We start from the raw sequence: 19,782 nt of genomic DNA on the forward strand, positions 1-19,782 counted from the left end.
ATGAGCCAGTCCGTTGACAGTGCCGTCGACGCCGTCCGTGCATACATCGATCAGCACCGCGCCGCCTTCCTCGACGACCTCGCCGCATGGCTGCGCATCCCCTCCGTCTCGGCCCAGCCCGAGCACGCCGCCGACGTGCACCGCAGCGCCGAATGGCTCGCCGCCAAGCTCCAGGAGACCGGTTTCCCGGTCGCCGAGGTCTGGCCGACCCCGGGCGCCCCGGCCGTCTACGCCGAGTGGCCCTGCGACGACCCCGGCGCACCCACGGTGCTGGTCTACGGCCATCACGACGTGCAGCCCGCCGCCCGCGCGGACGGCTGGGACAGCGAGCCGTTCGAGCCGGTCGTCAGGGGGAACCGCCTGTACGCGCGAGGCGCGGCCGACGACAAGGGGCAGGTGTTCTTCCACCTGCTCGGCGTCCGCGCCCACCTGGCCACCACCGGCCGCACCACCCCGGCCGTCCATCTGAAGCTGCTGATCGAGGGCGAGGAGGAGTCCGGCTCGCCGCACTTCCGGGCGCTGGTCGAGCAGCACGCCGGGCGGCTCGCCGCCGACGCCGTGATCGTCTCCGACACCGGGATGTGGTCCGAGGACACCCCCACCGTGTGCACCGGGATGCGCGGCCTCGCCGAGTGCGAGATCCGGCTGTACGGCCCCGACCAGGACATCCACTCCGGCTCCTTCGGCGGCGCCGTGCCCAACCCGGCCACCGCCGTCGGACGCCTGGTCGCCGCCCTGCACGACGAGAACGGGCGGGTGGCGATCCCCGGCTTCTACGACGGAGTGATCGACCTCACCGACCGGGAGCGGGAGCTCTTCGCCGAGCTGCCCTTCGACGAGCGGCAGTGGCTGGCCACCGCCAAGTCCCACGCCACCGCGGGCGAGGCCGGCTACACCACCCTGGAGCGCGTCTGGGCCCGCCCGACCGCCGAGGTCAACGGCATCGGCGGCGGCTACCAGGGCGCCGGCAGCAAGACGATCATCCCGTCCTCCGCCATGGTGAAGCTGTCGTTCCGGCTGGTCGCGGGCCAGGACCCGGCGCACATCGAGAAGATCGTCGGTGACTGGGTCCGGACCCGGGTGCCCGCCGGCATCCGCTGCGAGGTCGGCTTCAGCTCCGCCACCCGCCCGTGCCTGACCCCGCTGGACCATCCGGCACTGCAGTCCGTGGTCCGTGCGATGGGCAGGGCCTTCGGCAAACCCGTCCGCTTCACCCGCGAGGGCGGTTCGGGCCCCGCCGCCGATCTGCAGGACGTGCTCGGCGCCCCCGTGCTCTTCCTCGGCATCTCCGTCCCGTCCGACGGCTGGCACGCCCCCAACGAGAAGGTCGAGCTCGACCTGCTGCTCAAAGGCGTCGAGACCTCGGCCCACCTGTGGCGCGACCTCGCCGAGCACTGGCGGCACGCCCCCTGAAGCACCGAGCGGCCCCGGGCCCGGCCCGCCGGCGGGCGGGTCAGGACCGGCCACCCGGCCGGGGCACACTGGAAGAACCCCGCCCGCCGGCCGGAAGCGCCGCCGGACCGGTCGCCTCCCGCCCCACGTCCGCCGAACCGCCCGCCGACCCGATCCGTTCCACCGGGGGAGTTGGAAGCACCCGTGACCACCTGGACCGACCACACCGCCGACCGCCCCATCTCGCTCACCGCGCCCAGCGGCATCGACCGCGCCGCACACCACCGGCTCGACGAGGCATGGCTCGCGGCGGCGTGGAGCCACCCCTCGACGCGATGCTTCGTGGTCTCCGGCGGCCAGGTGCTCATCGACGAGACGCCCGACGGCCGTACCGAGCTCGTCATGACGCCCTCCTTCGAGGCCCCGCTCACCGAGGCGCACCGCTACTTCCTCGGCATCGACGAGGACGGCGTCGCCTACTTCGCCCTGCAGAAGGACTCCCTGCCCGGCCGCATGGACCAGTCGGCGCGCTCCGCCGGCCTGCGCGAGGCGGGCCTGCTGCTGTCGCCCAGGGACGCCGCGCTGATGGTGCACGCCGTCGGCCTGGAGAACTGGCAGCGCACCCACCGCTTCTGCTCCCGCTGCGGCGAGCGCACCGTGATCGCCGCGGCCGGTCACATCCGCCGCTGCACGGCCTGCGGCGCCGAGCACTACCCCCGCACCGACCCCGCCGTGATCATGGCGGTCACCGACCAGGAGGACCGCATCCTGCTGGGCCGCCAGGTCCACTGGCCCGAGGGCCGCTTCTCGACGCTGGCCGGCTTCGTGGAGCCCGGCGAGTCCATCGAGCAGTCGGTGCGGCGCGAGGTGCACGAGGAGGTCGGCATCAGCGTCGGCGAGGTCGAGTACATCGCCAGCCAGCCGTGGCCCTTCCCGTCCAGCCTGATGCTGGGCTTCTTCGCCCGGGCCACCTCCACCGAGATCGACGTCGACGGCGACGAGATCCACGAGGCCCGCTGGTTCTCCCGCGACGACCTGACCGCCGCCTTCGAGTCCGGCGAGGTCCTCCCGCCCTACGGCATCTCCATCGCCGCCCGCCTCATCGAACGCTGGTACGGCAGGCCGCTGCCGACCCGCAGCTTCGTCTGAGACTGCGAGAACACGGAACCCCGGGAACACGGAACCCCGGGAACACGGGGCTCCGGGAACACGGGGCTCCGGGAACACGAACACGGGGAGGCGTCACCGAGCACGCCGGGGGCGCTCGAAAAGGGGCGGTTCCGGACAGGGAACCGCCCCTTCTCTTCCGCCGACGCCGGGCGCCGGGGGCATCAGACCGCGAGCGCCTGCTTCACCTGGGCGAGGCTCGGGTTCGTCATCACGATCTCCTCGCCGCCGGTGGCCGGCACCACCCGCACCGTGGGCACGGTCTGGTTGCCGTTGTTCGCCTTCTCCACGAACGCCGCGGACTCCGGGTCCTGCTCGATATTGATCTCGGTGTACGCGATGCCCTCGCGGTCCAGCTGGCTCTTCAGTCGGCGGCAGTAGCCGCACCACGTGGTGCTGTACATCGTCACAGTGCCCAGCATGTCCTTGTGCGCTCCTTCGGCGGCTGAGGGAAATTCGGTGCTGCCGACAGGGGAACGTACTTGAAAGCGCCACAATTCCCGCGGCCGGCGCCCGGCGGACGTGACGCCCGCCGCACCCCGGACCAGGGCGCCTGACGCCGTGGCCGGAAGTGACTCCTGCCGCATTCATATGACTGCAAGCCCCCGCCTGTGGACAACCGGCTCACCCGTCTCCGTCGACCTGGCAGCATGGCCGTGTGACAGCAGCAACGCACTCCTCGCTCTTCCCGCAGGTACCCGACTCGGCCGATGCGGTGCTCGAAGGGCTCGACCCCGAGCAGCGCGAGGTCGCCACCGCGCTGCACGGCCCGGTGTGCGTGCTGGCCGGCGCCGGTACGGGCAAGACCCGGGCGATCACCCACCGGATCGCCTACGGGGTGCGCGCCGGCATCCTCCAGCCGTCCAGCGTGCTCGCGGTCACCTTCACCAACCGCGCCGCCGGCGAGATGCGCGGCCGGCTGCGCCAGCTCGGCGCGGTCGGCGTCCAGGCCCGCACCTTCCACTCGGCGGCCCTGCGGCAGCTGCAGTACTTCTGGCCGAAAGCCATCGGCGGTTCCATGCCCCGGATCGTCGACCGCAAGGTCCAGCTCGTCGCCGACGCGGCGGCCGCCTGCCGCATCCGGCTCGACCGCGGGGAGCTGCGGGACGTCACCTCCGAGATCGAGTGGTCCAAGGTCACCCAGACCGTCCCCGGCGACTACGCGCCCGCCGCCGCGAAGGCCGGCCGCGAGACGCCCCGGGACCCGGCCGAGATCGCCCAGATCTACTCCGTCTACGAGGACCTCAAGCGCGAGCGCGGCGTGATCGACTTCGAGGACGTGCTGCTCCTCACCGTGGCCGTGCTGCAGGACCGCCCCGACGTCGCCGAGCAGGTCCGCGCCCAGTACCAGCACTTCGTCGTCGACGAGTACCAGGACGTCAGCCCCCTCCAGCAGCGCCTGCTGGAGCTGTGGCTCGGTGACCGGGAGAACCTGTGCGTGGTCGGCGACGCCAGCCAGACGATCTACTCGTTCACGGGCGCAACCCCCGACTACCTCCTCGACTTCCGCACCCGTCACCCGGGCGCCACCGTCGTCAAGCTCGTCCGCGACTACCGCTCCACCCCCCAGGTGGTCCACCTCGCCAACGGGCTGCTCGCCCAGGCCCGCGGCCGCGCCGCCGACCACCGCCTCGAGCTCGTCTCCCAGCGCGCCCCGGGCCCCGAGCCGGTCTTCACCGAGTACACCGACGAACCGGCCGAGGCCGAGGGCGCCGCCCACCGCATCCGGGAACTGATCGACTCCGGCGTGCCGGCCGGCGAGATCGCCGTGCTGTTCCGCACCAACTCCCAGTCCGAGACGTATGAGCAGGCCCTCGCCGACGCCGGGGTGCCCTATCAGCTGCGCGGCGCCGAGCGTTTCTTCGACCGGCCCGAGGTGCGCAAGGCGATCGCCGCCCTGCGCGCCGCGGCCCGCTTCGGCGGCAACGACCACCTGCTCGACGACGCCGTCGACCTGCCCTCCCAGGTGCGCGCGGTGCTCTCCGGCGAGGGCTGGACACCGGAGCCCCCGGCCGGCTCGGGTGCGGTGCGGGAACGCTGGGAGTCCCTGGCAGCCCTGGTGAACCTCGCCCAGGACTTCGCGGCCGTCCACCGGCGGGCCGGTCTGCCCGATCTCGTCGTCGAGCTCGACGAGCGGGCCGGAGCCCAGCACGCCCCGACCGTCCAGGGCGTCACCCTCGCCTCCCTGCACGCGGCCAAGGGCCTGGAGTGGGACGTGGTCTTCCTGGTCGGGGTCGCCGAGGGCATGATGCCGATCACCTACGCAAAGACCGACGAGCAGATCGAGGAGGAACGCCGCCTCCTCTATGTCGGTGTCACCCGCGCCCGCGAGCGCCTGCACCTGTCCTGGGCGCTCTCCCGCTCTCCGGGCGGCCGCCCGAACCGCCGCCCCAGCCGCTTCCTCGACGGCCTGCGACCGGGCTCGACCGGCACCAGGGGCAGGGCCGCCGCCGGCGGCACGGGAGGCGTGGAGCGCGGCTTCCCGGCGGCGCGCAGCGGGCCGTCCGGTTCCGGGAGCCCGCGCCGCAGACTGCGCAGCCCCGCCCGTTGCCGGGTCTGCGGGCGCACGCTCACCGACGCGGGCGAGATGAAGCTGATGCGCTGCGACGACTGCCCGTCCGACATGGACGAGGGCCTCTACGAGCGGCTGCGCGACTGGCGGGCCGGGCAGGCGCGGCGCAGCGGGCAGCCCGACTGGTGCATCTTCACCGACAGAACACTGATGGCGATCGCCGAGTCGTCACCCGAGGACGAGTACGAACTCGTGCGCATCCCCGGCGTGGGCAGGCGCAAGCTGGGCCGCTACGGCGCGGACGTTCTGGCCATCTGCGCAGGTCGGGAGCCCGCCGGGGAGCAGGAACGTGACTGATACGAACTCGTCGAAAAAATAGTTTGCGCATGCCCCGGGAATCCCCATAGGTTCTTAGGCACGGAAGCGGCGGCCTTCTCGGAGGCGCTGATTCCGTGTTGTACTTGCATATCCGCCGGACTGGCTCTGCTCCAGTCCCCGAAGCGCCGAGAGGAGGCGAGTCCAGTGATCAGCATCAACTTCAGCTCCGACGTCGAGATGACCGGTCGCTCGGCCGTCTCCCTGTGCATGCTCGGCGCCTCGAACAAGGGCACCGGTGTGTCCGGCCTCCGTGCCGCCGCGCACCTGGAGTCCGCCTTTGCACCCGCGGGTCTTGCCATTCGTGGGCGCGATGCGCGACCGACCCAGGCACTGGAAGCAGTACAGGCGCAGGCCCAGGCCTATGCCTTTGCGGCGACCGGTGCCGGAGTCCGGAAGCAGACGAAGCACAACCAGATGTGGGCCTTCCGTGGGCCAGAACCCTGGAGTGATCCAGCCTGATTCGTCAGGCCGGCGCCTTCAGGGCCGCGGAACCCCATCCGGGATCCGCGGCCCTTCTGTTTGTCCACCCACACGGACAGCGGAACGAAGGGGCCTCGGGACAAGAAAAGACCCGGTACCAGCCGCCCATCCGGCCAACCGGCCGGACACGACCAGACGAGGAAGACGAACCGTGCAACTCGAAGCGCACGCCCCGTCCGTACCGCCTTCCGACACGATCCCCAAGCACGGCTCCACGGAGGACCCGACCTTGACTCCGCTCACCGCGCTCACCGCGCTCGACGACGCCATCGAGAACCTGGACGTGCCCGTCCCCTGCCGCTCCTACGACCCGGAGGTCTTCTTCGCGGAGTCCCCGGCGGACGTGGAGTACGCCAAGTCCCTCTGCCGCACCTGCCCGCTGATCGAGGCCTGCCTGGCCGGCGCCAAGGAGCGGCGTGAGCCCTGGGGCGTCTGGGGTGGCGAGCTGTTCGTCCAGGGGGTTGTCGTTGCCCGGAAGCGGCCGCGTGGTCGCCCGCGCAAGAACCCGGTCACGGCATGAACACCCGCGGAACGATCGACCGTCCCCTCACGCACGACCCCCAGAAGCAGGCCCCGATGACGCCGTCCACTCACGAGCCCGCAGGCTCCGCGACCGAAGACTTCACGACCAGCGGCGCGAACGACTCGCGCCAGAACAGGACCCGAGAGATGCAACTCATCCCAGAAGCCCTGGCCCGTGCGCATATGCACGAGCGACTGCAGGAGGCCGAACGCGAGCGTCAGGCCTCGCGCCTGGCGACCGCCCGCCGCATGCAGCGGCGTGCCGAGCGTGCTTCGCGGCGGGCCCGCCGCGCGCTCGCCATGGCCGTCATGCAGTAGGCGGCAGCAGCCAGGCAGTGTCCGTCACCAGCTGAGAGCGCTGCCTCCGGACCGGAGGAGCTGCTCCCCGCGGGGGCCGGTCCGTGTCGAAGCGGACCGGCCCCCGCGGTGCGTCCGGCCGGGCGGGCCGCACGGTGCGGCGCTATCGTCGCCGGATGACGAGTCATCCCGGTGACAGTGACAACCGCTCCCGGGCGGCGGAGCCGGAGTCCCTCGTGTGCGCCCGCTGCGGTGCCCGGGCCGAGGGACCGCAACCGACCTGGACCTTCTCCGTGGAGCAGGGCGAGCCCCGCCACTACTGCGAGGTCTGCTCACGGGAGAACCTGCGCGCGATCGAGGGCAGGCTGGACTCGCAGTGGTGGTAGGGGAGCGACCACGGCCGTAGGGGAGGAGCCACCGCAGCCGGCCGCTTCGCCTCTCACGCCTCGGCCGCCCGCTCCTCCTCCGCCTCGGGCACGAACCCGGGCAGCCACTCCTCCAGCTCCTCCCGCAGCCGGACCGTCGCGCCCAGCTGGCACAGCACACCGATCGTGCTCAGCGTCACCCGGTGGATCAGCAGATACGCCGGCGGCAGATTGAGCTGCTTGCCCAACTGGTAGGCGGGGGACCGGGGATCGGCGACACGGGCCGCCTGGCTGCGCATCCAGCCGCGGGTGAAGGTGAACTCGTCGACCTGCGCCGGTTCGATGATCGGCAGCAGATAGTCGAGGACCGCGTCCGGGTCCAGCTCTATGGACTCCTTGACGAAGCCCTCCTCGCACAGCATCTCGTAGACGGTCTCCGCCTCGCCGTCCAGCGTCATGCGCAGCGCCTCGCCGATGGTGACGGGCAGCCCGCCGGGCAGACGGTCGACCGTGCCGAAGTCCAGCACGCCCAGACGCCAGTCGTCCTCACCGTCCGGACCGCCGGGCAGCAGCCGGAAGTTGCCCGGGTGCGGGTCGGCGTGCAGCAGACCGGTGCGGGCGGGACCCGAGAAGAGGAAGCGCGCCAGAAGCTGCCCGGCCCGGTTGCGCTGCTCCTCGGTGCCGTCCGAGATGATCTCCGCCAGCGGGATTCCGTCCATCCATTCGGTGATCAGCACCTGGTCGGTCTGGTGGACCACCCCCGGCACCACCACGTCCGGGTCGCCGTCGAACTCCTCCGCGTGGACCTGCTGGGCCTGCGCCTCCAGGCCGTAGTCCAGCTCCTCGGAGACCCGGTCCCTCAGCTCCGCGATCAGCGGCTTCACGTCCATGCCCGGCACCAGCGGTCCCAGCAGCCGGGCGAAGCGGCTGAGCTGGTTCAGGTCGGACAGCAGGGCCTCGCCCGCGCCCGGGTACTGCACCTTCACCGCCACCTCGCGCCCGTCGTGCCACACGCCCCGGTGCACCTGGCCGATGGAGGCCGCCGCCGCGGGCTTGTCCTCGAACTCCAGGAAAAGATCGCGCCAGTTCTCGCCCAGCCGCTCGGCCAGCACCGCGTGCACGGTGCGGCCGGGCATCGGCGGGGCCGCCTCCTGCAGCTTGGTGAGCGTCGCACGATAGGGACCGGCGATCTCCTCGGGCAGCGCCGACTCGAAGACCGACAGGGCCTGGCCGAACTTCATCGCCCCGCCCTTCAGCTCGCCGAGCACCTTGAACAGCTGATCGGCGGTGCGCTGCTGCAGCTCGCGGCCGACGATCTCCGCGGACTCGCCCACGATCCGCTTGCCGAGTCCCCAGGTCGCCCGCCCGGCGATGCCGAGCGGAAGCGCCGCCAGCTTGGCGGTCCGGGTGACCGCCTTGCGGGGAAGATCAGACATGCGCCCTCCAAGTCCCTGCCGGCCGCTGTGCGTGCGCCTCGTGGAGCGCCCCCTCCGGCGGCCCGTGCACGGCCATTGTCTCGTGCGACCGTCCCTGACCGGAGGTGTGTTCTCCCTTACCTTTCTCCGCCGCACCGCACGGGCATGCGGGATGCGCCGGGACCGGGCGCGCATGCCAGGCGAGGCCGGGAAGCACGACCTCCCACCGGGCTCCGGCACTGGATGGAACACGGCCGTCGAGAAAGGCGAGCACATGGGCGGCGGCCAGTCCCGCCGCCGTAGCGGCAAGAGCGAGGTCGCAGGCGGTCGTACGCGGCCTTCCCCCGGACCGCCACTGGGCCACCAGCCGTGGCCAGACCGGGTCCCGGTCGGTGCGGTGCTGCTGGAGACAGCCCGCACAGCCCGTCTCGCCCGGCAGTACGAGCGGGCCCACCACACCGGTTCCCTCCACCACCCCGGCGTACAGATGGGGCGTGCCCGAGGCCAGCAGGGGCTCGGCGGAGACCGGGTCGGGCGCGTGCACCGCGACGTCGTCCCGCGGAGCGAGCACCACCAGGGAGAAGCAGGGGGTGTCCGCCGACAGCCGGGGGCGCTCGGCGCGGCGGGGCGGCCGGTCCGGTGCCGTGCGGCGCACCACCCGGCGCAGCGCCTCCTCCCGGCGTTCGCCGATCGCCTCGGCGGGCAGTCCGCCCGGCGTCACGTCAGCCGGCTCGACCTGCCCGACGTCCCGCACCTCGACCCCGCCGACGCCCGCGCCGGACAGCAGCGCCGCCAGCACCGCGCCCACCCGGCCCGCACCCCGCACCTGCACCCGGGCCTCGCGCCGCGCCGCCAGCCGCTCCAGGGCCTCGCCCGGCTCGGAGGCGGTCAGGGACAGCGAGGCCAGATCGGGGCCGAGCCGCTCCATGACCTCCCGCTTCTCGCGCAGTGCCCCGGCTGCCGGCCCGCCGCCCCGGGCGTCGTCCAGCAGCCCGGCCCGCGCCAGCCTTCTCACCAGCCGGTCGACCTGGTCGCCGGGCAGGTCCATCCGCGGGCCCTCGGCGCGCAGCAGCTCGAGGCCGCGCGTGCCGTCGAGCTGCTCGAGGAAGTGACCTGTCGCCGTGTCCACCGGCCCCAGGGTCAGCGCGTGCGCCGGTGTCATCCCGAACTGCACCGTGTTGAGATCGCGCCAGCCGCGCCGGAGCGCGGGTTTCACCAGCGGATGCATGGCAGCCCCCGTACGTGCTCGTGTGCGTGGATCGTCCACGGACCTTCGTCCGGATCGTCCCCGTGTTCCGGCCGGGCCCGGTCGGGACCCGGCGCTGCCAGCATGCCGCGGATGCGGAGAGGGCCGCGGAAAGTTGTCCACAGGCGGGCGGGATTCATCGTACAAATCCGGCGCCCGGAGGCCGTAACCGCATCGAACCGTCCCGGAGCCGGGACTTCCCGGTGCTCAGCGGGTACGGTCGGGGCGTGCCCGCCGACCCACTGCACCGCGCCGGAAAGTCACAGCGCAGCACGACGAGCCAGCCGACGAGCGGCTCACGGGCGAGCGCGATCGAGGTCCGCAGGAGCGCCCGCCGACGCAGAACGGTCTCCGCGTACCGCGAGGGCGATCGCACCGTCGTGCTCATCCCCGCCCGGATGTCCGAGGCGGAGGAGCAGCGCTGGGTCACTGTCATGCTCGACAAACTGGCCGCGCAGGAGAGCAGGCGGGCCCTCGGCGACGCCCAGCTGGCCGAGCGGGCCGAGCGGCTCTCCGCCCAGTACTTCGAGGGCCGGCCCCGGCCCGCCTCGGTGCGCTGGGTGACGAACCAGAACACCCGCTGGGGCTCGTGCACCCCTTCCGACGGCAGCATCCGCCTGTCGCACCGGCTGCAGGGCATGCCCGAGTACGTCGTCGACTACGTCCTGTGCCACGAGCTGGCCCATCTGCTGGTGCCCGGGCACGGACCGCGGTTCTGGCGGCTCCTCGAGGCGTACCCGAAGACCGAACGGGCCCGCGGGTACCTCGAGGGCGTGGTCGCCGCCGAGCGGCTGCCGCACGTGCCGGGCGCCCGTGACGAGCGCCCCGCGCAGAACGATCAGTCTCAGGGCGACTGACCCCGGGGCGAGCGGCGCGCGCAGCTCCCGGCCTCGCGCAGACCGACCCCGGTACCGACCCCTCGCGGCCCCCACCTTAAGGTGCAGGCGATCGTTCTGTACCGGGTGTGTACCGACTTCATCCGGTGTCCGGGATTGACGTTAGCCTGGCGCGACGCACTCACATTCGGGATGGGGGACGGTCGTACGCATGGCCAGGGAATTCCAACGCGGCCACAAGGCCAAGATCAGTGATCTCACGGCGGGCACGGATCTGTACGTAGGCGTACAGATCTCCGGTCCCGGGCTCACCTTCGACATCAGCTGCTTCGGTCTGGACGCCGACGAACGGCTCTCCGACGACCGGTACTTCGTGTTCTACAACCAGCCGAAGTCCCCGGAGGAGTCCATACAGCTCCTGGGCGCCCAGGCGGGCGACACGGAGTCCTTCCGGGTCACGCTGGACCGGATTCCCGAGCACATCAAGAAGCTCTCCTTCACCGCCACCATCGACGGCGCCGGGCAGATGTCCCAGATCGGCCCGGGCTATCTGCGCATTGTCGCCGGTGGCGAGGAGGTCGCCCGGTACCCGTTCAACGGGTCGGAGTTCACCACCGAGCGGGCCGTGATGCTCGGTGACTTCTACTTCAAGGACGTCTGGCGCTTCGCCGCCGTCGGCCAGGGCTTCGACGGCGGACTCGAAGCACTGCTGAAGAACTTCGGCGGCGAGGTCGCCGAGGAGGAGCCTGCCGCCGCGCAGCAGCCGCAGGCCGGCGGTGCCGCGCCCGGCTTCGCGCCGCCCGCGCAGACCTCCTCACCGCCGCCCTTCGCCGCGCCCGGAGGCGCTGCCCCGGCGGCTCCCGCGCCCGCCCCGGCACCTGCGCCCGCGCCGCAGCCCGCGCCGGCTCCCGCGCCCGCGCCGCAGCCCGCGCCCGGCTTCGCGCCCCCGCCGGGCGGGGCCCCGGCGCCGGCTCCCGGGCCCGATGTGCACGGTGCGCCGACCGTCATCGCGCCCATGCAGACCCCGCCCGGCGGATCCCCGGTGCCGCCCCCGGCCCCGGCGCCCGCGCCGTACGGGCAGCCCGGCCAGCAGCCGCCGCCCCCTCCGGGCTACGGCGGTCAGCCGGCGCCCGGCCAGACGGCACCCCTGCCGCCCGGCTACGGCGCCGGACCGCAGACGCCCCAGGCTCCGCAGGCACCCCAGGCGCCCACGCCTCCTCCCGGATACGGCCAGCCGACCCCGCCGCCCGGCTACGGCCAGCAGCCGCCGGGGCAGGTGCCCGGCCAGATGCCGGGCCAGGCGCCCGGGCAGATGCCCGGTCAGATCCCCGGCCAGCAGGCGCCCTACGGTGCGCCGCAGGGCGCTCCCCAGGGCGCGCCGCAGGCCCCGGGCGTGCTCGGCGCGCTCCAGCAGTACAAGGAGACGCCCACCGGCCAGCGCTGGACCCAGCAGAACCGCAAGCTGGTGCGCGCCGACCTCAGCATCGGCGGCCAGCCCGTGCTGGCCCGGCAGGGCAGCATGGTGCTGTACCAGGGCAAGGTCGATTTCGCCTACAAGGGCGCCGGCTTCACCGGCCGCATCGTCGGCAACGCCACCGGCCAGGAGATGCAGCTGATGCGCTGCACCGGCCAGGGCCAGGTGTTCTTCGCCGAGGACTCCACGATGCTGCACCCGATCGAGCTGCAGGGCGACGCGGTGTGCGTCTCCGCGGAGAACGTCCTCGCCTTCGACGAGGGCCTGCAGTACGAGGTGCGCCGCATCGAGGGGCACGGCATACCCGGCGGGGCGCTGTTCACCATGCAGTTCCAGGGCACCGGCACCCTCGTGGTGAAGACCCACGGCACGCCCGTGGTGCTGCCGGTCACGCCCACCACGTTCGCCGACGCCAACGCCGTCGTGGCCTGGTCGGCCGCCGCCCAGGTGATCGTCTCCAGCCAGGTGCGCATGCGCCGCAACGCCTACCCGGGCGCCTCCGGCGAGAGCGTCAACCTCCAGTTCCGGGGCGCACCCGGCAACTTCATCGTCGTCCAGCCGTACGAGATCTGAAGGAGCCCGTCATGAACCAGCCTCTCGCGGGCTTCGCCCCCGCTCCCGTCACCGCCCGCATGGAGAACCACGGCAACCACATGCTGAAGGTCGCCATGCAGACCGGCAACGACCTCTTCGCACGCGTCGGTTCGATGGTCGCCTACGAGGGCTTCATCCAGTACGAGCCCAACCCGTCGGCCGTCCGCCAGATCGCCAGGGACTGGCTGACCGGCGAGGGGGCGCCGCTGATGAAGTGCTCCGGCGACGGCCTGCTCTACCTGGCCGACTACGGCGCCAACGTCGTCGTGATCAACCTCAACGGCGACGGCATCTCCGTCAACGCCACCAACCTGCTCGCCTTCGACGCGCACCTGTCGTGGGGCGTCGAACGGGTCAAGGGCCTGGCCAAGTTCGCCGGACAGGGCCTGTGGAACACCAGGATCTCCGGGCAGGGCTGGGTCGCCCTGACCTCACGCGGCAAGCCGATCGTCGTCGACTGCGGCGGCGGCGAGGACGAGACGTACGTCGACCCGGACGCCCTGGTCGCCTGGTCCCCGAACCTCAAGGTGAAGGGCAAGCGCAGCTTCCGCGCCCAGTCGCTGATCGGCCGCGGCAGCGGCGAGGCCTATCAGATGGCCTTCTCCGGTCAGGGCATCGTCGTCGTCCAGCCCAGTGAGGACAGCACCGACCGTCTCCGGCTCCGGGGCTGAGGGGGAGCAACACATCATGCAGAGCCCGCTTTTCGCCTACAACGACCAGCAGACCCAGGAGCGCTGGAGTCTGCAGAACAAGCAGATGCTCCGGGTCGTCCTCGAGGGGCATGAGGACGTCCTGGCCCGCAAGGGATCGATGGTCGCCTACCAGGGCCTCGTCGAGTTCGACGCCGAGTACCAGAGCCACCAGCAGTCCCGCGCCCGGGCGAACACCGGTGAGGGCCTGGACCTGATGCGCTGCCACGGGCAGGGCACGGTCTTCCTGGCCAACCTGGCCCAGCACATCCACATCATGGAGGTGGAGCAGGACGGGCTGACGGTCGACAGCAGCTATGTGCTGGCGATGGACTCCTCGCTGCACCACGAGGTCATCGCCGTCGACAGCCTCTACGGCATCTCCGGCTCGGGGAAGTACCAGCTCAACATCACGGGCCGCGGCAAGGTCGCCCTGATGACCTCCGGCATGCCGCTGCTGCTGCAGGTGACGCCGGACAAGTACGTCAACTGCGACGCGGACGCCATCGTCGCCTGGTCGACCGGGCTGCGGGTGCAGATGCAGGCGCAGACGCACTCCTCCGGCGTGTGGCGGCGCCGCGGCAACACCGGTGAGGGCTGGGAGCTGAGCTTCATGGGCACCGGATACGCGCTGGTCCAGCCCAGCGAGCTGCTGCCCCCGCAGAACGCCCAGATCGGCTCGGGCCTGGCGGCCCAGTTCGGCATGGGCCAGCAGGGGGCCCGCGGGCAGAACCAGGGCAACGTCTGGAGCTGACCCGGCAGGCACAGCAGTGAGGGGCGAACGCCGCGGCGGTCGCCCCTCACACGTCCCGGCACAGCATGCGTCGTGCCCTCACAGCCGGGCGCGCGTCGCCTCCAGCAGGCGCACCACGGACTCGTCCGCGACGCCGGGCACCTCGGCGTAGGGGAACCAGCGCACGTCCAGGGACTCGTCGCTGACCGCGTGGGCCGCGTCCGGCGGCGCCAGCACCGCGTACTGCACATCGAAGTGCCAGTGGCAGGGCGCGGGGATCGGGTGCCGGTCGAGCCTGACCGGGCCGCCCGGGAGCAGGCGCAGCCCCTCGACCCCCGACTCCTCCGTCGCCTCCCGCAGGGCCGCCGCCGCCAGGGAGGCGTCCCCGGGCTCGCAGTGGCCGCCCATCTGCAGCCACATGCGCAGCTTCCGGTGCAGCGTCAGCAGCACGCGCTCCCGCCCGGGGTCGATCACCAGGGCGCTCGCCGTGAGATGCCCCTGCTCGCAGGACTTCCACAGGCCGTCCGGGCGGGCCGCCAGGTGGTCCAGATAGGTCTGGCGCAGCTCGGGCTGGCCCTCGTACTCCTTCAGCACGAGGACCGCGTCGTCGTGGAGGCTCACTCCGTCCCGTCGTCCTTCTTCGGGGCGTCACCGGCGGACCCGTCCCTCGGGGCCTCACCCGTTCCGCCCGGGGAGTCGTCCTCCGCGGCGTCGCCGGAGGCGTCGTCGTGCTTGGTCAGGTCCGGCTTGGAGCCGCTCGCCGCCTCGCCGAGCATCTTGTCCAGTTCGGAGAAGTCGACCTGCTGCTCGCGGTGCACGAAACCGTCCGGGTCGTCCAGGTCGGTGGCGTTGGGCAGCATGTCCGGGTGGGCCCACAGGGCGTCCCGGCCGTCCACGCCGCGCGCGTCGGTGAGCGAGGCCCACAGGCGCGAGGCGTCCCGCAGGCGCCGCGGGCGCAGCTCCAGGCCGATCAGCGTGGCGAAGGTCTGCTCGGCCGGGCCGCCCGAGGCGCGGCGGCGGCGCAGGGTCTCGCGCAGCGCGTCGGCGGACGACAGCCGGGGCTTGGCCGCCGCGTGCACCACGGCGTCCACCCAGCCCTCGACCAGCGCCAGGGCCGTCTCCAGACGGGCGAGGGCGGCCTTCTGCTCGGGCGTGTCCTCCGGCTGGAACATGCCCTGCTGCAGCGCCTCCTGCAGCTGCTCCGGATTCTGAGGGTCGAACTGGCCGACCACGTCCTCCAGCTTGGCGGTGTCGACCTTGATGCCGCGCGCATAGCCGTCGACCGCGCCGAACAGATGCGAGCGCAGCCACGGCACATGGGCGAACAGGCGCTGGTGGGCGGCCTCGCGCAGGGCGAGATACAGCCGCACCTCCTCCTGCGGGACGCCCAGGTCCTTGCCGAAGGCCTCGATGTTCACCGGCAGCAGCGCGGCCTTGCCGGCCGGGCCCAGCGGCAGGCCGATGTCGGAGGAGCCGACGACCTCACCGGCGAGCACCCCGACGGCCTGCCCGATCTGCGTGCCGAACATGGCCCCGCCCATGGAGCGCATCATGCCGATCAGCGGGCCGGCCATGGCCTGCATCTCCTCGGGCAGCACATCGCCCATGGCGTTGCCGACGCGCTCGGCGACCGGGTCGACCAGCTCGCGCCAGGCGGGCAGGGTCGCCTCGACCCATTCCGCGCGGCTCCACGCCACGGCGGAGTGCGCGCCCGAGGGCAGCGAGGTGACACCGTCCAGCCAGAGGTCGGCCAGGCGGACGGCCTCCTCGACCGCCTTGCGGTCGGCGGGGCCGACGCTCGCGTCCTTGGTGCCGTCGGCCGTGCCCTGGGACACGGTCTGGCGGGCGATCTGCTTGGCCATGTCCCAGTTCACCGGGCCGCCCTCGTAGGAGAGCATCTGCCCGAGCTGCTGGAAGGCCGCGCCCAGGTCGGTGGGGTTCAGCGACCCGAACATCGCGGCGAACGGATTGTCCGCGCCCGGGCCGCCAAAGCCTCCGGCTCCGGGGGTGCCGAAACCGAACGGGTTGGCCGGGCCCTGACCACCGCCGCTCTGCGGGTCCTTCTTCTTGCCCTCGTCGCCGTCGTCCGGCTCCTCCGGCGGAAGGCCGAATCCGAATGGGGTGTCACTCACGGGATTCCTCGGCTGGTAGGGCCGCCGGTTCTTTCCGGCGGCACGGCTGCCCGACAACACCACCCAGCGTAGACACCTGAGCCGGTTCGGGCCTCGGTGCTTCGCCGACAGAAGGCCTGCGGCAGGATGGATGCCACCTGGTACGTACGCGTCACATGCGCCCGTACTGAAGACAACCGCTGGAGACGCCCGGTGAGTTCCCCAGATCCGCAGGTTCGCGCAGCGCGAAACCGGTCAACCAGTCCCGCCGGCCGCGGGCCCGTCGTCGCGGTCACCGGCGCCGCGACCGGCGTCGGCGCGCTGCTCACCGAGCGGCTGGTGGCCTCGGAGGAGATCAAGCAGGTCATCGCCATCGACGAGCGGCGCGGCGAGTGCGACGAGGCCAGATGGCACATCCTCGATGTGCGCGACCCGGCCATCGCCGACAAGCTGCGCGGCGCAGACGTGGTGGTGCATCTGGCCCTCGATCTCGACCTGGAGACCGACGCCGCCGCGCGGACCGCTTACAACGTCCGGGGGACCCAGACCGTCCTCACCGCCGCCGCGGCCGCCGGTGTGCACCGGGTGGTGCTGACCACCTCGGCGATGGTCTACGGCGCGCTGCCCGACAACGAGCTGCCGCTGTCCGAGGACGCGGAACTGCGCGCCACGGCGGAGGCCACCGGCGTCGGCGACCTGCTGGAGATCGAGCGCCTGGCCAGGCGCGCGCCCCGCGCGCACCCCGGACTCAATGTCACGGTGCTGCGCCCCGCCATTCTGGTGGGCGGCACCGACACCGCGCTGACCAGGTACTTCGAGTCGCCCCGCCTCCTGGTGGTGGCCGGCTCGCGCCCCGCCTGGCAGTTCTGCCACGTCGAGGACCTGTGCAGCGCCCTGGAGTACGCGGTGCTCGAGAAGGTCGACGGCGAGCTGGCCGTCGGCTGCGACGGCTGGCTGGAGCAGGAGGAGATCGAGGAGCTCAGCGGCATCCGGCGCATGGAGCTGCCGTCGGCGGTGGCCCTGGGGGCGGCGGCCCGGCTGCACCGGATCGGCCTGACCCCGTCCCCGGCGGGCGACCTCGCCTACACGATGTACCCGTGGGTGGTCAGCGGCAGCAGGCTGCACGACGCCGGGTGGCGTCCCGCCTACACCAACGAGGAGGTGCTGGCGGAGCTGCTCGAGGAGGTCTCCGGGCGGCACACGGTGGCCGGCCGGCGGCTCGGCCGCAAGGACGCGACGGCGGCGGGCGCCGCGGGCGCGACGGTGGCGCTGCTGGGCGCGGCGGCGGTGGTCCGGCGGGCCCGCAAGGCACGCCGGCGCATCTGACACCGGACGGCCCGGCGCCGCCGCACCGCCTCCGACGGCGAGTGGCCCGGCGCTCCCGGCATTGCTTCCGACACCGGGCGGCCGGAGCATCCGCGTGCGGCAGTCCTCCGGAGCACCCGGCAACTCCGTCTCCGGCAGTCCGCGGGACCGGCTCCGCGGGACCGGTCCCGCGGGCGGGCACGCCGGGGATCCGCGGTCCTGTAGAACACTCCGAACCGCCGGGCGCGTCTGCCGGTGGAAACCGCAATACCCGGCTGTCGGCGGCGTACGGCACGATGGGGGCATGGCTACGACGCATGACCACCCCGGCGAGCAGGCCGCCCAGGACCCGATCAAGCTGATCGGCATCCGGGACACCCCCCTGTCGGTGGACGAGGTCTTCCGGGCCGTCGGGGACGACGCGGCCGGCGGCACGGCGCTCTTCGTCGGCACCGTCCGCAACCACGACGGCGGCGCCGACGTCGAGAAGCTGAGCTACTCGTGCCACCCCACCGCCGAGGCCGAGATGCGCCGCATCGCCGAGAAGGTCGCCGCCGACCACCCCGTGCGGGCACTGGCCGCCGTGCACCGCGTGGGGGACCTCGCGGTCGGGGACCTCGCCGTGGTGGTCGCCGTGTCCTGTCCGCACCGGGGCGAGGCCTTCGAGGCCTGCCGGAAGCTGATCGACGACATCAAGCACGAGGTGCCGATCTGGAAGCACCAGACGTTCGCCGACGGAACGCAGGAGTGGGTCGGAGCCTGCTGACCCGGCCGCCCCTGGCGGGGGCCTCTCCCAGCGCGGTTCGTCCGGTTGCGTAACCGGTCCCCCGACGTGAGCGTTGTCACTGCGAATGGTTAATCTTCTGATCAGTCCGTCGCGGACGTCACGGGTTGGGAGGTCGGTATGGATGCGCTCGCCTGGCTGCTGATTCCGCTCGTGGCGGCCGTCGTCGCGGGCCTGTGGGGGAGCTGGACCCTGAGAACCCGGAAGATACGCAGCGACGGTCCCGAACTGGACGGATACGCCCGTTTTCGCGAGGCGATGGAGAAGTCCCGTACCGGCACCTGACCAGGCGCCCTGACGGTGCGCTGACAGAGCTGTCCCGTACTGTCGAGACATGCCACGCCGCACCGCGACGATGCTCGCCTCCACCCTGATGCTGATCGCGCTTCTGTGCGCGGGAGTGTTCATCCCCGTGCCGTACGCGGAGATGTCCCCGGGCCCGACGGTGAACACCCTCGGCGAGCACGACGGCGAGCCGGTGCTGCAGATCTCCGGGCGCAAGACCTATCCGGCCGACGGCCACCTCAACATGACCACGGTGCGGGTCACCAGCGCCGACTACCGGATGAACCTCGTCGAGGCGGTCTACGGCTGGCTGGCGCACGACAACAAGATCGTGCCGCACGAAACCCTCTACCCGAACGGCAAGACGGAGGAGGAGTCGACCCAGGAGAACGCCGAGGAGTTCACCCGGTCGCAGGAGAGCGCCAAAGTGGCGGCGCTGAAGGAACTCGGCGTCCCGGTGAAGTCCTGGGTGGTGGTCTCCACCGTGGTCAAGGGCTCCCCGGCCGAGGGCAAGCTGCACGCCGGCGATGTGATCAGGGCCGTCGACGGCAAGACGGTCAAGGAGCCGGCCGATGTGGCCGACCTGGTGACCAGGCACGAGCCGGGGGAGAAGGCGGTCTTCACGATCGTGCCCGCCAAGGAGCAGGCCGCCGCCCAGAAGGAGAAGCGTCCCGCGCGGACCGAGAACGTCACCATCACCACCCGGACCTCGGACGACGCCGGTGAGAAGCGCGCCATCGTCGGCATCTCCGCCGGGACCGACCACACCTTCCCGTTCACCATCGACATCAAGCTCGCCGACGTCGGCGGCCCGAGCGCAGGGCTGATGTTCGCCCTCGGCATCTACGACAAGCTCACGCCGGGCAGCCTCACCGGCGGCGCCTTCGTGGCCGGCACCGGCACCATCGACGACAACGGAAAGGTCGGGCCGATCGGCGGCATCGAGATGAAGACCGTCGGGGCGCGCGCCAAGGGTGCCGAGTACTTCCTGACGCCCGCCGACAACTGCGCCGCGGCCGCCAAGGACACCCCCGACGGCCTCACCCTGGTCAAGGTGAACACCCTCGACGACGCCCTCGACGCCCTGGAGGACATCCGCTCCGGCGACACCGACGCCCTGCCGTCCTGCAAGGCGTCCTGATCCCGCCGGGCACGGCGGCCCGGCACGGCCCGAGGACGGGCCGTGAGCAGGGCGCG

At 72.3% G+C, this 19,782-nt stretch carries 20 protein-coding genes; 15 read left to right on the forward strand and 5 right to left on the reverse strand.

From position 1 onward, the window contains the following. Entirely contained in the window at positions 1–1,413 is a 1,413-nt protein-coding gene (locus HCJ93_RS20675; RefSeq protein WP_167997253.1) for a dipeptidase, read from the forward strand. 183 nt (positions 1,414–1,596) lie between these two features. After that, on the forward strand, positions 1,597–2,541 hold the full coding sequence (gene nudC, locus HCJ93_RS20680) for an NAD(+) diphosphatase (protein WP_167997254.1): 945 nt from the start codon (positions 1,597–1,599) through the stop codon (positions 2,539–2,541). A 182-nt stretch (positions 2,542–2,723) separates the two neighbouring features. Here the strand turns inward: nudC and HCJ93_RS20685 are convergent, their stop codons facing one another. Then, positions 2,724–2,981, reverse strand: coding sequence for a mycoredoxin (locus HCJ93_RS20685; protein ID WP_167997255.1), 258 nt, complete (start codon positions 2,979–2,981; stop codon positions 2,724–2,726). Positions 2,982–3,217: 236 nt separating this feature from the next. Between HCJ93_RS20685 and HCJ93_RS20690 the strand changes: the two genes are divergently transcribed. The 5 genes from HCJ93_RS20690 to HCJ93_RS20710 all read left to right on the forward strand — a co-directional run bounded on the left by HCJ93_RS20690 (position 3,218) and on the right by HCJ93_RS20710 (position 7,134). Next, entirely contained in the window at positions 3,218–5,428 is a 2,211-nt protein-coding gene (locus tag HCJ93_RS20690) for an ATP-dependent DNA helicase UvrD2 (protein ID WP_167997256.1), read from the forward strand. Positions 5,429–5,593: 165 nt separating this feature from the next. After that, positions 5,594–5,908 carry a hypothetical protein gene (locus HCJ93_RS20695; protein ID WP_167997257.1) on the forward strand — a complete coding sequence of 105 codons (315 nt, stop codon included), beginning with the start codon at positions 5,594–5,596 and terminating at the stop codon, positions 5,906–5,908. 172 nt (positions 5,909–6,080) lie between these two features. Next, positions 6,081–6,449: a WhiB family transcriptional regulator gene (locus HCJ93_RS20700; protein WP_167997258.1), complete on the forward strand. Its 369-nt coding sequence runs from the start codon at positions 6,081–6,083 to the stop codon at positions 6,447–6,449. Continuing rightward, entirely contained in the window at positions 6,446–6,769 is a 324-nt protein-coding gene (locus tag HCJ93_RS20705; protein WP_167997259.1) for a putative WhiB-interacting protein, read from the forward strand. The genes HCJ93_RS20700 and HCJ93_RS20705 overlap by 4 nt, the downstream gene beginning before the upstream one ends. 155 nt (positions 6,770–6,924) lie before the next feature. Beyond that, a complete protein-coding gene (locus tag HCJ93_RS20710) occupies positions 6,925–7,134 on the forward strand; it encodes a hypothetical protein (protein WP_167997260.1) in 210 nt (69 codons plus the stop codon). Between the two features lie 53 nt (positions 7,135–7,187). Here HCJ93_RS20710 and HCJ93_RS20715 read toward each other — a convergent pair whose 3' ends face one another. Together HCJ93_RS20715 and HCJ93_RS20720 are read right to left on the reverse strand one after the other, a co-directional pair. Further along, positions 7,188–8,549: an ABC1 kinase family protein gene (locus tag HCJ93_RS20715; protein WP_167997261.1), complete on the reverse strand. Its 1,362-nt coding sequence runs from the start codon at positions 8,547–8,549 to the stop codon at positions 7,188–7,190. Then, positions 8,542–9,756 carry a TOMM precursor leader peptide-binding protein gene (locus HCJ93_RS20720; RefSeq protein WP_167997262.1) on the reverse strand — a complete coding sequence of 405 codons (1,215 nt, stop codon included), beginning with the start codon at positions 9,754–9,756 and terminating at the stop codon, positions 8,542–8,544. Before HCJ93_RS20720 ends, HCJ93_RS20715 begins: the two co-directional genes overlap by 8 nt. A gap of 245 nt (positions 9,757–10,001) precedes the next feature. On the opposite strand from HCJ93_RS20720, the gene HCJ93_RS20725 reads away from it, so the two are divergent. The 4 genes from HCJ93_RS20725 (at position 10,002) to HCJ93_RS20740 (ending at position 14,121) form a co-directional block, all read left to right on the forward strand. Continuing rightward, a complete protein-coding gene (locus HCJ93_RS20725; RefSeq protein ID WP_167997263.1) occupies positions 10,002–10,631 on the forward strand; it encodes a M48 metallopeptidase family protein in 630 nt (209 codons plus the stop codon). A gap of 190 nt (positions 10,632–10,821) precedes the next feature. Then, entirely contained in the window at positions 10,822–12,657 is a 1,836-nt protein-coding gene (locus HCJ93_RS20730) for a TerD family protein (protein ID WP_167997264.1), read from the forward strand. 11 nt (positions 12,658–12,668) lie between these two features. Then, the gene (locus HCJ93_RS20735) at positions 12,669–13,349 is read left to right on the forward strand and encodes an AIM24 family protein (RefSeq protein WP_167997265.1); all 681 of its coding nucleotides are present in this window, start codon (positions 12,669–12,671) and stop codon (positions 13,347–13,349) included. Positions 13,350–13,365: 16 nt separating this feature from the next. Next, a complete protein-coding gene (locus HCJ93_RS20740) occupies positions 13,366–14,121 on the forward strand; it encodes an AIM24 family protein (protein ID WP_167997266.1) in 756 nt (251 codons plus the stop codon). A gap of 78 nt (positions 14,122–14,199) precedes the next feature. On the opposite strand, the gene HCJ93_RS20745 is transcribed toward HCJ93_RS20740, so the two are convergent. Together HCJ93_RS20745 and HCJ93_RS20750 are read right to left on the reverse strand one after the other, a co-directional pair. After that, positions 14,200–14,721, reverse strand: coding sequence for an NUDIX hydrolase (locus tag HCJ93_RS20745; RefSeq protein WP_167997267.1), 522 nt, complete (start codon positions 14,719–14,721; stop codon positions 14,200–14,202). Beyond that, positions 14,718–16,232 (reverse strand): zinc-dependent metalloprotease, encoded by a 1,515-nt coding sequence (locus tag HCJ93_RS20750; RefSeq protein WP_167997268.1) that lies wholly within the window; start codon positions 16,230–16,232, stop codon positions 14,718–14,720. Before HCJ93_RS20750 ends, HCJ93_RS20745 begins: the two co-directional genes overlap by 4 nt. Before the next feature lie 192 nt (positions 16,233–16,424). Between HCJ93_RS20750 and HCJ93_RS20755 the strand changes: the two genes are divergently transcribed. From HCJ93_RS20755 to HCJ93_RS20770, 4 genes are all read left to right on the forward strand, one after another. Next, positions 16,425–17,537, forward strand: coding sequence for an SDR family oxidoreductase (locus HCJ93_RS20755; RefSeq protein ID WP_167997269.1), 1,113 nt, complete (start codon positions 16,425–16,427; stop codon positions 17,535–17,537). A 283-nt stretch (positions 17,538–17,820) separates the two neighbouring features. Continuing rightward, positions 17,821–18,282, forward strand: coding sequence for a molybdenum cofactor biosynthesis protein MoaE (locus HCJ93_RS20760; protein WP_167997270.1), 462 nt, complete (start codon positions 17,821–17,823; stop codon positions 18,280–18,282). Between the two features lie 138 nt (positions 18,283–18,420). Continuing rightward, positions 18,421–18,585, forward strand: coding sequence for a hypothetical protein (locus HCJ93_RS20765; protein ID WP_167997271.1), 165 nt, complete (start codon positions 18,421–18,423; stop codon positions 18,583–18,585). 49 nt (positions 18,586–18,634) lie between these two features. After that, entirely contained in the window at positions 18,635–19,726 is a 1,092-nt protein-coding gene (locus HCJ93_RS20770; RefSeq protein WP_206317718.1) for a YlbL family protein, read from the forward strand. The last annotated feature ends 56 nt before the right edge of the window (positions 19,727–19,782 follow it).

Origin of the sequence: Streptomyces composti (assembly GCF_012034205.1) — a bacterium.
GTDB lineage: Bacteria > Actinomycetota > Actinomycetes > Streptomycetales > Streptomycetaceae > Streptomyces > Streptomyces composti.